13 protein-coding genes are annotated in these 14,580 nt (G+C 56.0%); 7 read left to right on the top strand and 6 right to left on the bottom strand.

Features of this window, described 5'->3' with window-relative positions:
• The first annotated feature begins 12 nt into the window (after window positions 1–12).
• Window positions 13–450, top strand: a complete 438-nt coding sequence (locus tag BEN30_RS11065) for a hypothetical protein (RefSeq protein WP_069958408.1) — start codon at window positions 13–15, stop codon at window positions 448–450.
• Here the strand turns inward: BEN30_RS11065 and BEN30_RS11060 are convergent.
• A complete protein-coding gene (locus BEN30_RS11060; RefSeq protein WP_139134992.1) occupies window positions 447–1,826 on the bottom strand; it encodes a mechanosensitive ion channel family protein in 1,380 nt (459 codons plus the stop codon). The genes BEN30_RS11065 and BEN30_RS11060 overlap by 4 nt on opposite strands.
• A gap of 167 nt (window positions 1,827–1,993) precedes the next feature.
• Here BEN30_RS11060 and BEN30_RS11055 point away from each other — a divergent pair, with 167 nt between their 5' ends.
• Together BEN30_RS11055 and BEN30_RS11050 are read left to right on the top strand one after the other, a co-directional pair.
• Entirely contained in the window at window positions 1,994–2,755 is a 762-nt protein-coding gene (locus BEN30_RS11055; protein ID WP_069958490.1) for an AzlC family ABC transporter permease, read from the top strand.
• Window positions 2,748–3,083, top strand: a complete 336-nt coding sequence (locus BEN30_RS11050) for an AzlD domain-containing protein (RefSeq protein ID WP_069958406.1) — start codon at window positions 2,748–2,750, stop codon at window positions 3,081–3,083. The genes BEN30_RS11055 and BEN30_RS11050 overlap by 8 nt, the downstream gene beginning before the upstream one ends.
• Before the next feature lie 9 nt (window positions 3,084–3,092).
• Here BEN30_RS11050 and BEN30_RS11045 read toward each other — a convergent pair whose 3' ends face one another.
• Window positions 3,093–4,208 carry an ATP-binding response regulator gene (locus tag BEN30_RS11045; protein ID WP_069958405.1) on the bottom strand — a complete coding sequence of 372 codons (1,116 nt, stop codon included), beginning with the start codon at window positions 4,206–4,208 and terminating at the stop codon, window positions 3,093–3,095.
• A gap of 179 nt (window positions 4,209–4,387) precedes the next feature.
• On the opposite strand from BEN30_RS11045, the gene BEN30_RS11040 reads away from it, so the two are divergent.
• Window positions 4,388–4,741 carry a hypothetical protein gene (locus tag BEN30_RS11040; RefSeq protein ID WP_069958404.1) on the top strand — a complete coding sequence of 118 codons (354 nt, stop codon included), beginning with the start codon at window positions 4,388–4,390 and terminating at the stop codon, window positions 4,739–4,741.
• 2 nt (window positions 4,742–4,743) lie between these two features.
• Here BEN30_RS11040 and BEN30_RS11035 read toward each other — a convergent pair whose 3' ends face one another.
• The 4 genes from BEN30_RS11035 to BEN30_RS11020 all read right to left on the bottom strand — a co-directional run bounded on the left by BEN30_RS11035 (window position 4,744) and on the right by BEN30_RS11020 (window position 10,949).
• A complete protein-coding gene (locus BEN30_RS11035) occupies window positions 4,744–5,622 on the bottom strand; it encodes a 50S ribosomal protein L11 methyltransferase (protein WP_069958403.1) in 879 nt (292 codons plus the stop codon).
• Window positions 5,623–5,685: 63 nt separating this feature from the next.
• Window positions 5,686–7,962: an ATP-dependent helicase gene (locus BEN30_RS11030; RefSeq protein ID WP_069958402.1), complete on the bottom strand. Its 2,277-nt coding sequence runs from the start codon at window positions 7,960–7,962 to the stop codon at window positions 5,686–5,688.
• Window positions 7,963–7,998: 36 nt separating this feature from the next.
• The gene (locus BEN30_RS11025) at window positions 7,999–9,774 is read right to left on the bottom strand and encodes a chloride channel protein (RefSeq protein WP_069958401.1); all 1,776 of its coding nucleotides are present in this window, start codon (window positions 9,772–9,774) and stop codon (window positions 7,999–8,001) included.
• Between the two features lie 125 nt (window positions 9,775–9,899).
• Window positions 9,900–10,949: a GGDEF domain-containing protein gene (locus tag BEN30_RS11020; RefSeq protein ID WP_139134991.1), complete on the bottom strand. Its 1,050-nt coding sequence runs from the start codon at window positions 10,947–10,949 to the stop codon at window positions 9,900–9,902.
• Between the two features lie 226 nt (window positions 10,950–11,175).
• Here BEN30_RS11020 and BEN30_RS11015 point away from each other — a divergent pair, with 226 nt between their 5' ends.
• From BEN30_RS11015 to BEN30_RS11005, 3 genes are read left to right on the top strand one after another with little or no spacing between them, the layout of a single operon-like run.
• Complete coding sequence (locus tag BEN30_RS11015) at window positions 11,176–11,940, top strand: glycosyltransferase family 2 protein (RefSeq protein ID WP_069958399.1); 765 nt, start codon at window positions 11,176–11,178, stop codon at window positions 11,938–11,940.
• 23 nt (window positions 11,941–11,963) lie between these two features.
• Window positions 11,964–12,704 (top strand): TVP38/TMEM64 family protein, encoded by a 741-nt coding sequence (locus BEN30_RS11010; protein WP_084005410.1) that lies wholly within the window; start codon window positions 11,964–11,966, stop codon window positions 12,702–12,704.
• Window positions 12,701–14,407 (top strand): ArnT family glycosyltransferase, encoded by a 1,707-nt coding sequence (locus BEN30_RS11005; protein ID WP_069958398.1) that lies wholly within the window; start codon window positions 12,701–12,703, stop codon window positions 14,405–14,407. Before BEN30_RS11010 ends, BEN30_RS11005 begins: the two co-directional genes overlap by 4 nt.
• Window positions 14,408–14,580 lie beyond the last annotated feature (173 nt).

Raw genomic sequence — 14,580 nt, 5'->3', positions numbered from 1 at the left:
TATATAAACATAATGACCGAGCTTGTTTTTGCCCCCCAACTCACGCCCAAAACGATGCTCTCCATGGGCGTCTTCGGCGGCGGGTATTTTGACGAAGATCACCCGCCTGACGATTTACCGCCTGATTGGTTCGCAGACGCCCAGCTTTCGACCAACGGCTTTGATCCGTCTTGCAACTATTTTGGTGTGGCCGCCGGGCAATCTCGGGCGGTGTGGTTGGAAAAAGGCTGGATCACGCCCGAAGATCCACTGGGGTGGTTTCAATGGTATTGCCGCTACACCCTTGGCCGACGCCTCGTGAATGTAGATGCCTATCAAATCAAACGCTGGAAAGCGTTTGGCGCACGCCATGTTCCCCAAGTTAAAAAGAACTGTGAACCAAGCGATGTGTTCTGTCGTCCGCGCCAACGCCAAGCATTGTTGCAGTGGGCCTATGATCCTCTGATTTAGGGCTTAAGATCGACGCTGCCGCCTTCAACGGCACCGCTGAAATGTTCGGGTTCCGGCGGTTCCAACGTTCCATCAAACATCAAGCGCACTGGACCTTTCACGTGAATGTCGCGTTGCGGGTAGGGGAAAGCGACGTTGTTTTGGGCAAACAGCTCGTGAATACGCAAATAAATTTCACTTTTGATGTTGGACACGCCCTTTTCTGCATCTTCGATCCACACCCGTAATTCCAAGTCTAAAGAGTTGTCGCCATAACCTTTGAGCAAACACCTGGGCGCGGGGTTTTTCAAAATGCGTGAGAACTCACCACCTGCTTGTTCCGCCAGCTTGATCGCCAAGTGCACATCGGAATCGTAAGAAATGCCGATGGGCAAGCGCTGGCGCACCAAGCGGTCGGAGTGGGACCAATTTTCCACCGGCGTGGAGATCAGAACCTCATTGGGGATCAAGTGTTCGATGCCGTCACGCGTGACCACCGAAACGTAGCGCGCCCCGATGGAATTGATCCAGCCGTAAGTGCCGCCAATGGACACCACATCACCGGGCTTCACGGATCGATCCATCAGCAAGATCACGCCCGACAAGAGGTTGCTGACGACCTTTTGCAGACCGATACCAACGCCGAGACCCAAGGCACCCGAAAACACATGCAACGCAGTGAGGTCGATGCCCACCATATTGATGCCCACCAAGATCGCCAAGGTGACGAACATCACCCGTGAAAGTTTGCCGAACAAAACTTTTTGCGACGGGGTAAACTGAGAAATCCTTTTCAGGCGCCCTTCCACCATGCGTGCGGCCCAATTGGCCATCCACAGCAACACCACCATCACGACGATGGCCTTAGCCACCACCAGCAAGGACAAACGGAAGCTACCCAAGTTGACCGCCAAGCGGTCCATAATCTCCAACGTTGGGTCCAACAGTCCGACGATATCCAATGCTGTCACAGACCATACGAACACGGCGACGGCCCGCGACCACCACGGATCGGCGATGAAATTCAACAGCAAACGGATCACAACCCAGGCGGTCAACAAACTGGTGGCAAAGGCCGTAATGCCCGCAGGCCAGCCCAATTTCAGCGCGACCAAATGCTCGACCCCGGCCAACGCCAACCACGCCACCGGCAACAGCAATGGTTTAATGATTAGGCCCGTCTGATAGCGATACTTAGAAGCCCATTCCGCCGCGAGAATTTTATCCAACACGGTGGTCGCTGGGCGCGCTGCCATGCGCGCCACATAATACAACAACACCACCAGTGCCACTTGAATCAGGTTGGGAATCACCAGCACATGGGTGTGGACAAAGGCCAAAAGCCCGTCCACGAAGGCATTGAGTTGTTCGACATCGAACTCGAAGGATCTGTCCACGGTGCGACCCCTAAAATTTACACGCTTTAAGAGCCTATGATGCCATTGGGCAGATGTCCATGCCCAGTTCCCTGACGAAGGCCCTGTTAGGCCAACGGGTTAAAACCCATTGTGGTTCCGTTTTGTGCGTTGCACAATGCACAGCCCCTCCCCAACCGAGCCACATCATGAACCTCTCTACAAACCCAAATCCAAAACCATCCGCCTTCCCGTCCCCGCGATCTGCACTATGGGGGGGCTTTCGTGAAGCTGCAGGGGTGCCCATGTTGGTGATGGGAGCCAGTTTCGTCGGCTTCGGCTCGATGTTGCATGCGCTGAACTGGTCGGTGTGGGAAGCGCTGTATTCAAGTTTATCCACCTGGGCCTTGCCCGGACAAATCGCCATGGCGGACATGGCCTACAGCGGAGCCCCCTTGATGGCCATTGTGTTGTCGGTGGCCTTCATCAATGCCCGCCTGTTGCCATTGGCCGCATCGTTGTTGCCGCACATTCGCCAACCCGGCGTTCAAGAGTGGAAATACTACACCGTATCCATGTTGGTAGCCGCGACCAGTTGGGTCGGCACCATGCGCCGCCTGCCGGATTTGGCCCCGGATCAGCGTTTGTCATATCTGACCGGATACGGATTGCTGCTGTATGGCAGTTCTCTCATCGCCACGGTGATCGGATTTTATCTGTCGGGCCAAGTGCCACAACACATCACCTTGGCGCTGGTGTTTCTCAATCCGCTGTATTTTATGCTGCTGTTTTTGTTCGATCTGCACAATCGCTCCAAAGTGATGGCGTTGGTGTTCGGTGCCATCTTGGGACCAATGCTGTTTCTCATCGCGCCGGATTGGAGCTTGATCATCACCGGCCTGGCAGGCGGAACGGCCGCGTGGGCTTTGGGCCAAACGAAATGGGGGAAAAAGGGGCTGAACCGTGATTGAAAACGCCGTTTACAGCCCTGTGCTGGTGATCACATTAGCTGCGCTGGCAACCTATGCATCGCGGCTGTTGGGGGCTTTTTTATCGGGTCGCCTCACCACCGCCTCGCCCATCGTCGATTGGATCACCTGTGTGACCTATGCCTTGCTGGCGGGTTTGGTGGTGCGCATGATTTGGATGCCCATCGGCACCTTAGCGCAAACACCGGACTGGTGGCGCTTTGCGGCTGCGGCCAGTGGATTGATCGTGTTTATGATAAGCCGGAAAAATGTTGGTCTCGGCGTTTTGGCAGGGAGCCTCGTGCTGATGGGTCTCAGCTGGTCAGCCTAAGGCACGGACTTAACACAACCGTTCCGATGGAAAACTCACCGTAACCAAGGTGCCCTCACCCAGTTCGCTTTCAATTAGTATCGTGCCGCCGTGGGCCTCAACCAATCCTTTGGCCAACGGCAGGCCCAGTCCGGTTCCTTCGATTTTGCGTGCGCGCGACTCATGGGTGCGCTCAAACGGTTGCAAAACCTGCTCAATTTGATCCTTGGGAATGCCGATACCCTGGTCCGCCACCGTAACCAGCATGTTGCCGATGGGGTTCAAGGTCGCGCCGACCGTGACACGCCCCCCTTCGGGTGAATACTTCACCGCATTGGAAACCAGATTGGTGACAATTTGTTCAATCATGGTGTGATCGGCCCGCATTGGGGGGAGAGAAGGAGCCACATTGAAGCAAAATTTAATTTTATCATTCCGAAATGCGCCTTGAACAAGCTCCACAACGTCACTGATGACCTCCCCCATATTGACTCGGCCGTCTTTCACTTCAAGGCGATCGGCTTCAATTTTAGAGAGGTCCAATACCGTACCGATCAAACCGTGGAGGTATTGGCCCGACTTGTGGATATCTTGAACGTATTCAAGTTGCTTCGCCGCCAACTCACCACTGATGCCGTTGAGCATCAATTCCGAAAATCCGATGACCGCGTTCAACGGTGTGCGCAATTCATGGCTCAGATTGGCGATAAAGCTGGACTTGGAGCGCGTGGCGAATTCAGCCAGATCCCGCGCCTCACGAATTTCGCGTTCCGAAACCACACGCTGGTGCGCATACTTAACGGCGCGCAAAAGCACTCTGCGATAAGTTTCGTCCTTAACCAAAAAATCCTGCGCGCCGTGCTTCAACGCCGCCAAGCCCACTTTTTCGTCTGAATTTGAGGTCAGAACAACGATTCCGGTGCCCTTGGATACCGCATACACGGAATCAACCGTCTCCAAACCCGAAGAATCCGGCAACGTCAGGTCTAGCAAAATCAAATCAAAATCAGCTGCGCTCAGCTGTGTTTTTGCTTCTTCGACAGTCTGCGCCACCGTGAGCTCGTAGTGCTCATGGGGATCTTCATCGAGAAGGCTTCTCACCATAAGCACTGAGGTGCGACTGTCTTCAACCAACAGTATCTTCATACATCCCCCAGATGATAAAGCGACGCCCGCCCAGAGCTTAGCAGTATTCGCGTATAGAACAAGGCTTTCGCTTCACTTTTACCACGCGCAGGCACTTGAAATCAGACATTTACCCTTTTTTTAACCCTTCGACGTCATGCTGAAGGCATTCGAGCGAATCGAAAGTTTCTGGACACAGCATGGCACAAGTATTCGGCATTCTCGGTTTTTCCCTGTCGCTGTTGGCGGTGTACTTCGCCAGCGAAGTGATGCGGCGAACGGCGCATCGCATAGCCGAGTTGGATGCCGCGCTGTTCAAGGCCAACACCCGCATTCAAAAAATGGAAAGTGGCATCTATCACGTTGAAAAATTAGCTGCCGAAATCCGCCACCAACGCAAACGTCAGGCGGAAACCATCACCGCGTTGGCCAACAAAGGCGATTTACAACGCGCAACCCATGCAGAAGGTTCGGGAGATCGTTTTACGCCGTCGACGCATGCCCAGACGCCCCCAACCCAAACGGTCCCACAAACAGGGCGCAAAGCGGGTTAGGATTAACCGCGCTTTTTCAGCACCAGCGTCAACCACCCGTTGCGCACGTAGCGTCGTTTCAGCACTAGGCCCTGGGCCAAATACGGCCCCAGCACAAAGCGCTCATCACGCACAATCAAACCTGACAGCACCGCGTAACCTTTGGGCGACAAACGTCTGGCCAAATCCGGGGCAATCGCCGTCAAGGGCCGCGCCAAAATATTGGCGACAATCAAATCAAAGCGCGCGAACTCAGAAATCGGTTTAAAGCCGGCCCCGACGCGAAAATCCAACAGGTTGGCAACCCCGTTCAAAACCGCATTTTCACCCGCCACCCGCACAGCCGTCGGGTCAATATCGGTGCCCAACACGGGCAGCTTCCACAACTTTGCCATGGCGATGGCCAAAATACCCGACCCGGTGCCGACATCCAGCGGGGCCCGAAAACGATGGCGGCGACCTAAATCTTCGATGGCTTGCAGACACCCCGACGTGGTGGCATGGGTGCCGGTGCCAAACGCAGCGCCGGGATCGATACGCATGGGAATGCGCCCCGGCAAAGGCCGCTCATCCACATGGCTGGCGTAGATAAAAAAGCGCCCGGCATCAATGGGCGGAAAAGCTTTCAAGTTTTCTTCCACCCAATTGCGCGGGGCCAACTCTTCGATGTGCACTTCAGGGGCTTTCATACCCAAGCTGTCCGCCAAGGCCTGCAAGGGTGCCAATATGGTGGGGGCGTCGGGCGCAGAGGTGGTGAAGCCTTCCACCCGCTGAAGACCGCGCGGCTCATCCACCGTCCACATCAAAGATTCCACAAGCGGTTCGAGCACTTGCTCAAACGCATCCACGTGGGCGTCCGCAATTTCAAAAGAAATGGACCAGATTTTAGATGTATCGTTCATGGCTCAGGTATGGAAGAGGCGGAGGTCCGCGTCAATGCAAATTAAGATGCCCCCGCGCACCCCTCACACTTTTTCGACAAAGCTGACCATTACTTTTTTCATTCCGGCCTTTTCGAACTTGATGTCGAGCTTGTCGCCGTCCAGTCCTTGAATGCTGCCATAGCCGAATTTCTGGTGAAAAATACGTTGTCCCACTTCCAGACCACCCGAGGACACCCGCGCCGGAGCAAACACCAAATCATCTTGAGGCTTTCTGTTTTGGGCGCGTTTCCAGCCTGCTCCATAGCCCTCAGAGGCTTTGCCCGAAACCTTGCCAAAAACGGCCTGATCTTCGGCAAAACCGCCCCGGCTCAAGCCCAATTCACCTGCCCGTTCAATGTGCCCGGCGGGCAATTCATCCACAAAACGCGACGGCAGCGACGATTGCCACTGGCCGTAGATGCGCCGATTGGCGGCAAACGTCACGGTGGCGCATTTGCGCGCCCGGGTCAGTCCGACATAAGCCAGGCGGCGCTCTTCTTCCAAACCGTTGGTACCGGTTTCGTCCAAGGCGCGCTGATGGGGGAACAGACCTTCTTCCCAACCGGGCAGGTACACGGTGTCGAACTCCAACCCCTTCGCGCCATGCAACGTCATCAAGGTGACTTTGTCGGTGCCCTTATTTTGTTCGTTTTCCATGACCAAGGAAATGTGCTCCAAAAAGCTGGTCAGGGTGTCAAAGGCGCTAAGCCCCACCACAAGCTCTTTGAGGTTTTCGATGCGTCCCGGCGCGTCAATGGATTTGTCGAGCTTCCACATTTCAGTGTAGCCCGATTCGTCGAGCACAATGTCCATCAGCTCTGCGGGGGAATGGTCGTGGGCCTCAACCCGCCAGCGATCAAATTCGTTCAGCAAGTCGGTGAACAGCTTTTTCGGCCTAGATTTCAATTCATCCGTGGTGGTCAGTTCGCGAATGGCCAAGCTCAATGAAATGCCCCGTGCGCGAGCATGCATGTGCACCGTCTGCATGGAGGCATCGCCCAGACCGCGCTTGGGCACATTGGCGATGCGTTGAAACGCCAAGTCGTCATCGGGTTGCGCGATCACACGCAGGTACGCCACCGCGTCGCGAATTTCTTGGCGCTCATAAAAACGCAAACCGCCGATCACTTGATAAGCGATCCCCAACGTGATCAAACGTTCTTCAAATTCACGCGTTTGTGCTGATGTGCGTACCAAAACCGCCATGGTCGCCAGGCTTTCGCCACGCATTTGACGGGCTTCCATGTCGTCAACGATCCAGCGCGCTTCTTCCGTGGAATCCCAAACGCCGTGCACGCGCACCTTTTCGCCTTCGTTCAAGTCCGTCCACAAAGTCTTGCCCAAGCGGCCTTCGTTGTTGGCGATCAGACCCGACGCCGCGCCCAAGATGTGCGGGGTGGAACGATAATTGCGCTCCAAGCGCACCACCTTTGCGCCGGGGAAATCTTTTTCAAAGCGCAAGATGTTGCCGACTTCCGCACCCCGCCACGAATAGATCGATTGATCGTCATCGCCCACGCAGCAAATGTTTTGATGGCCCTGGGCCAGCAACCGCAGCCATAAATATTGCGCCACGTTGGTATCTTGGTATTCGTCCACCAAAACATAGCGAAAACGCCGCTGATAAGATTTCAAAATGTCCGGCTGGCTTTGAAACAAGTCCACGCACAGCATCAACAAATCGCCAAAATCGGCCGCATTTTGCCGCAGCAGCTCACTTTGGTAGTCTTTGTAAACGTCGATAGCAGTGCCGTCCAACGCCTCGACCGCTTCCCCTTGGGAGACTTTTTCGGGCCCCAAGGAGCGGTCTTTCCAGCGCTGGATCACGGCGGAAAAGGTGCGCGGCGGAAAGCGTTTGGTGTCGATGTCGCGGGCCGCCAAAATCTGCTTGATCAAGCGCACCTGATCGTCGGTATCCAAAATGGTAAAGTTGGGTTTGAGCCCCACCGCTTCGGCGTGACGGCGCAATATGCGCGCGGCCAGGGCGTGAAAGGTGCCCACCCACCAGCCTTCGACCGGCGTGCCCAACATGTGGCCGACCCGCTCTTGCATTTCGCGTGCGGCTTTGTTGGTGAAAGTGACCGCTAAAATTTCACCGGGACGGGCGCGCCCTTGCAACAAGATGTGCGCCAAGCGGGTGGTCAGCACGCGGGTCTTGCCCGTGCCTGCACCCGCCAGAACCAACACCGGGCCTTCGGTGGCTTCAACCGCCTCGCGTTGGCTTTCGTTCAGACCATCCAGATAAACGGCTGGACGCTCCGCCGGCGTCGTGGGGCGAGGGTCTTCGGATGGGTCTGTGAGTTCAAATGGATCGTTCATAAGCCCGTTTATAGCACGCGCTCCAACGACGAAAAGTTAAACGTCGCGTTCTTCGTAGCGACTGAGCAAAAGCGCGCGATTATAAGCCGCCATGACGTGCTTTTCTTCAATGACACCCAGAAATTTACAATTTTCAGAGTTGTCCACCACCGCAATCAGACTTTCTCCCGAATCGCGCATGGTCAACAAAGCCGTTTCCAAGTGATCATTGCACAACAGCATGGGCGGATTGCGCCGCATCACGTCGGCGGCATTAACCAGGAAATCCAATTCCGAATCAAACGCGGCTTCCGTCAAATCCGCCAAGGTGACGGTGCCCACCAGCCCCCCATGATCATCGACCACAAACAATTCTCCCGTCGATGATTCTTGCAAACACACCCGCAAAGACGCCAACGGCAGATTGCGATTGAGCAATTCGGCGTTTTCTTCCATCACATCACACACCCGACTGGCGCGCAGCAGACCACTTTCAAAACCGCCCTTCAAATCCAAGCCCCGGCGTTCCAATTGCAGGGCAAAAAAACTGGTTTTGGAAACGTTTCGGGTGATGGCGGTGGAAATGACAACCGCCAGCAACAGCCCCATGGTCAGCGCGTAGTCGCCGGTCATTTCAAACACAATCAAGGTGGTGGAGATCGGCGCCCCCAACGTGGCGGCGGCCACAGCCCCCATCCCAATCAAGGTGTAACCGCCTGTGCCGGTGTTCAGTTCCGGCATGAACGAGGTCACGACAATGCCAAATGCACCGCCCAACATGGCACCGACCACCAAGGAGGGCGAAAAGATTCCGCCCCCAAAACCGAAACCAAGACTTATGCCCGTGGCGATGATTTTGCCCACCAGAACCGCCACCAACAGCCCCAGCGCAAGGCTGTCGCCAAGCGCATCATCGGTGATGCCGTAACCGACACCCAGCACTTGGGGTAGAACCAAGGCCATCACCCCGATCATAAAGCCACCGATGGCCGGAAGCCCCCACGGGGGAACGGGCAAAGTTTTGGACAAATCCTGGGCCGTGAAAATGGTTCTCAACAACAAACTTGCCGTCAACCCCGCCAGCACACCCAAAAGGATGAAGGCGGGAAATTCGAAATACGACAAGATCTCGTGGGGGGGGAGCACAAAAGCCGGATAGTCCCCATAATAGGCCCTCGACACCACCGTTCCGGTCACGGACGCAATCACCACCGGGGCAAAAGCCTTCAGGGCATAATGCCCGATCACCACTTCATTGGCGAACAGCGCGCCTGCAATCGGGGCGTTGAACGACCCCGCCACCGCCGCCGCCACGCCGCACCCCAAAAGCGTGCGCGAAAGAGACCGGCTCAAGTCCAGTTGTTTGGCAACCCACCCGGCAAATGACGCGCCCAAATGCACCGCAGGGCCTTCCCGCCCCACCGACGCCCCACAGCCGATGGACAACGCATTGATAAAAGCCGCGCGCAGACCCGTCGTCAACGACATCCGCCCACCCTTTAACGCACTGGCTTCAATCACGTCCGCAACACCATGAGGGCGCTGGTCCCGGAGACCGTAATGGATCAAAACGCCAACCACCAAGCCCCCCAACGTGGGGACCGCCAACAGGTGCCACCAGGGGAGCCCGGCGGCGACATCGTATAACCGTTCCCCGATCGCGCCGTAAAAAGTCGCCTGAAAAAACAAAATGCCTTCGCGAAAGGCAATCACCAGCGCCCCCGTCACAATGCCAATGATCACCGACAGCATCGCCAACATCAGTTGATCATTGCGAAAATACTGTCGGGCGGCCTGAAACAGCCGAGAGGATGAATACAACGGGCGCAACATGGATAGCCCCCCCCTGGCGTCCGGGAAACGCCGCGTGCACGTGGGTCACGTCCTTGAAACAAAAGGACGATCAGCTCCACCGACTTATGTAAGAGTCTAGGGCCGTCGAAACCTAAGATTAGGCCCTAGTCGAAACTCAGCGCTTCACTGACCAAAGTTTCTTGGCTGACCACACAATTGCGGCCGTTGCCTTTGGCTTTATATAAAGCCTGGTCCGCACGCTTGATAAAATCCGATAGCGGTTCGCCAAAGTTGAACGATGACGCCCCAATCGAAACTGTAATCCGGCCGAGATCTTGATTGGTTGCTCGGTTAACCAATTTTTTGGTCGAAATCCGCTCACGAATGTTTTCCGCCACATGGATCGCGCCGGAAAGATCGGTCGCGGGCAAAATCACCGCAAATTCTTCACCGCCGTAGCGAGCCGGAATATCAACGCCCTTAACCGCTTTGGTCATGGTCACAGCCATCAATTTCAGCACTTCATCGCCCGTTTGGTGGCCGTAGGTGTCGTTGAATTTCTTAAAGTGATCGATATCGAGCATCAAAAGGCTTAAGCCTTCACCTGCTTCCATGGCATCGCGGGCTTGACGGCGCAGCTCCATATCAAACAATTTGCGATTGGCGATGCCGGTTAAAGCATCCGTTAGAGCCTCACGGCGCATATCTTCCAAATCGTCGCGCAACTGGCCGATTTCATCGGTTGATGTGGCCAGCTGGCTTTCCAGAGCTTCGTTGATTTCTTCCATTTTGCGGGTATCGGCAAGCAATTTGGTCACGGCATATTTCAGGCCGTCGACATCCTTCGCCCCCAAAATATCATCTTCGGCGGATTCCAGGGTTTTGCCGTAATCAGCAGCGCCCAGACCCGCATCGCCGACATAGCCCAGAATGCGCTGCAATTCGCCTTCAATGCGCGCCGTCGTTTCCTGCAAGGTTAGATCTTCGATTTCGGTGGTGAAAAACTTCACGTACAAATCTGAACAAACGGCTTCGGAAAACTCTTGTTTATTGTCCTTGAGAATGGCGATCATGCGCGTCAAATCCGGCTCGCGTCCAGAAACATGCGTGTACCAAACCAAAAAATTATTCGGTGTCGTCGGAACGCCATTGTGGACCATCAGCTCCATCGCATTTCGCGCATAGGCCAGGGCTTGATCAAAGGAGTCGTGCAAGATATTCGTGTTCCTGTTTGGAGTGTATTCTTTTTTGTAACACTTTTCGATGATACCTCGAACTGAAAAAACTCCAAGAAAGAAATGCCCCCAGTGTATGCAATTAAAGTCTTTTTCGCAAAAACCAAGCCCTCAACACTGGCAAGACGGCGTGAGAGCGTGTAAAAGCAGGACGCGCCATGCATTCGTGCTGATATTCTAAGCTTGGGGACATTTTCGGACCGCCATGACAGATCACACCAAAACCGCCCCCATCTATGAAATCGCCGTTGTCGTGCCCGTGCACAACGAAAGCGAAAACATCCGCCCCTTGATCGAAGAAATTTCCGCCGCGCTGAACGGCGTGGCCCATTATGAAATCGTCTACGTCAATGACGGATCCACCGACGATACCGCCGAGCAATTGAATATCTTAGCAGCCGAACAACCGCGCCTCAGCATTTACAAGCACGCCACAGCCTGCGGGCAAAGCGCCGCCGTGGCGACGGGGGTAAAGCACGCCCGCGCAACCTTCATCGCGACTTTGGATGGCGACGGACAAAACAACCCCGCCGACATCCCCGCATTGTTCACCCGGCTCAAGCAAGCCCCCGATGCGGACCTGTTGCTGGTCGCGGGCTGGCGGGCAAAACGCAAAGACACAGCGTGGAAGCGCTTTCAGTCCAAGTTGGCCAACGGCGTGCGGCAAAAGCTGCTGGGCGACAACACCCCTGATACCGGCTGCGGCCTCAAAGTTTTCACCCGCACCGCGTTTCTCGACATGCCCCGGTTTGACCACATGCACCGTTATCTGCCCGCCCTCATGATCCGCAGAGGCGGCGAAGTGGTGTCGGTCGAAGTCAATCACCGCCACCGTGAACGCGGCACCTCCAAATACGGCATGTGGGATCGTTTGTCGGTCGCCGTGCGCGATGTTTTGGGGGTCATGTGGTTGACGGCACGGGGATCAAAACCCAAGGTCAGTTTGGTGCGTGAAGCACGTCCTGAGTAATACCGTTTGAGAATAGGCACACCATGAGCAAAAGCCTGAATCCCAGCCTGATCTTGCGGGGCGTCGCCGTAATGGCGACGTTGGTGGCGGCGCTTTATGTATGGCAAACCTACGACTTGGGCAACGTGCTGACCAACGACTGGATCGACAGCCACATTAAGGGCCAAGGGATCGCGGGTGAGGTGCTGTTCATCGGCCTGGCCGCGCTGGCCACCGGGGTCGGGCTGCCGCGTCAAGTGGTCAGCGGACTGGCCGGATACGCCTTTGGCTTGACGCTTGGCACCGGGTTGGCGCTTCTGGGTACGGTGCTTGGCTGCATCGGCTCCTTTTATTATGCCCGCCTGCTCGCCCGTGCGCCGTTGCAAAAGAAATTTTCCACCCGCGTGCGCAGCCTTGACGATTTTTTGCACGATCACACCTTTTCCATGACCTTGCTGGTCCGCATGTTGCCCATCGGCAGCAACGTCGCGACGAATTTGGCGGCGGGCGTGTCCAGCGTCCGCGCGGTCCCGTATTTTAACGGCTCGGCCTTGGGCTATTTTCCGCAAACCCTGATTTTTGCCCTGCTGGGCAGTGGTGTGTCCGTCGACCCGGCGTTGCGCATCAGTTTAAGCGTTGTTTTGTTTGTCGCCTCAGGCCTTTTGGGGGTGTATCTTTACCGCCACTTTCGCCATGGCAAATCGCTGGACACGCACATTGATGAAGAGCTGGGCGCCGACGACGAACCGCTCAATCCCAACCCCCAAAAGACGAGTGCACCTTGAAACCCTTCGCCCCAAAGTTCGACGCCCTGCTGACGGTCCTGATTTGGGGAGCCCTGGTTGCGGCTGCCATCCTTTGGCGGCCCTTGCTGCCCATTGATGAAACCCGCTACATCACCGTCGCCTGGGAAATGTGGCAAAGCGGCAATTTTTGGGTGCCGACGCTGAACGGTGAACTTTATAGCCACAAACCGCCATTTTATTTTTGGTTGATGAATATAGGCTGGGCGGTGTTTGGCGTTTCTGAAACCTGGGCACGCTTGGTGGCCCCGCTGTTTGGCTTGGCAACGCTAGCGCTCACCGCCAAGTTGGCCCATGCGCTGTGGCCCGAGACCTCTGAGACCCTCCGCGCCAAGCGCGCCGCCATGGCTCCGCTGATGTTGCTGAGCGGACTGTATTGGACGATTTTTTCGACCATGACCATGTTCGACTTGATCGTCACGTTTGCCGCTCTGGTGGCGATTTTGGGCACCGTCAAGGCCTGGACGGGTTTTGCGACTGGCAACGGCTTTTGGGCAGGTGTCCTCTTGGCAGGCGTCGGCATCGGCATCGGCGGTCTGGCCAAAGGTCCGGCGATTTTGGTGCACACCCTGCCCTTGGCGCTGGCAGCCCCACTTTGGGGACCGGTTTTCATCGAACGGCAAACGCATGCCCTGATGAAACCCAGCTGGGGCAAATGGTACGGCGGCGTTCTGGCATCGGTTCTGTTGGGGGTCGCCATCACCCTGGCCTGGGCCATTCCAGCGGCCTGGATCGGCGGCGAAGAATACCGCAACGCCATATTCATCAAGCAAAGCGCGGACCGTATGGTCAAATCGTTTGCCCACCGCAGGCCTTTTTACTGGTTTGCCTTGGTGGTGCCCTTGATGGTGTTGCCATGGACCGTGTGGCCAAGGCTGTGGCAAGGCGGACGTTCGATTGAAGGGCATCAAACCGGGCTGCGCGAGTTTTGGGCCGGCAGGGTATGGACCAATGGCGGGATGCGGATTTTGCTGATCTGGTCCGGGGCCTCATTCCTCATTTTTTCCGCCATCAGCGGCAAACAGCCCCACTACCTGTTGCCCATTTTCCCGGCGTTGGCTTTGTTCGCCGCCTATCTTCTCAGCCCCAAAAACGCCCCCATTCAAACGCCCAGCCGAGGCCACCGCGTGCCGGTGATGGCGCTGGGGGTTCTGGGGCTGATTTTGCTGACAGGCCTGGTGGCGGCGGAGCAGATTGTGCCGTTGCTGGGCAAACCGGTGCCCGATTGGGCTGACGCCGCCGAGCCTTTGTGGCTGGTTCCGATTATCCTTTTGGCTTTCATCAGCGCGGCTTTTAAAACCTCGGGGACTGAGGCCGAAGTGCGCCTGATCACGTCTCTCACCGCGGCCCTCATTGTCATGCTGCATCTGACAGCCGCTCCGGCATTTTCCAAGGCCTATGACTTAGAACCCGCCGCCCAACGCATTAAGGTTTGGCAAGACCAGGGTCGCAACGTGGCCTACGTCGGCAAATATCACGGCGAATTTCAATTTCTGGGCCGCCTCACGCAGCCGGTCGTGAGCCTGGAAACGATGGAAGAGGGCCGCACCTGGGCCCAAGCCAACCCAGGTGGCGTCGTCGTCGCCACCCTAAGTGAGAACGAAATTCCATCCAGCCCCCTGCCGATTGCCCGGCAACCGTATCGTGGCAAGGTGTTGGTGATGTGGGAAGCGTCTGGTTTTTAAGTCGCCAAACGCCGCGAAACCCCGCTTTCTCTGAAATTTCATAAATATTTATCTGCGCCACAGTTGACAGACCCCCCCTAGCCCCCTTAAATCCTTGGCACTCAGTTGGGGGGAGTGCTAACAACGGCGCTTGCTTAACCCGCAACATTCAATTTCTCAAGAATTTCTGGAGG

Source organism: Magnetovibrio blakemorei, from assembly GCF_001746755.1.
Lineage (GTDB): Bacteria > Pseudomonadota > Alphaproteobacteria > Rhodospirillales > Magnetovibrionaceae > Magnetovibrio > Magnetovibrio blakemorei.
This window is presented reverse-complemented; position numbering and strand designations above follow the sequence as displayed.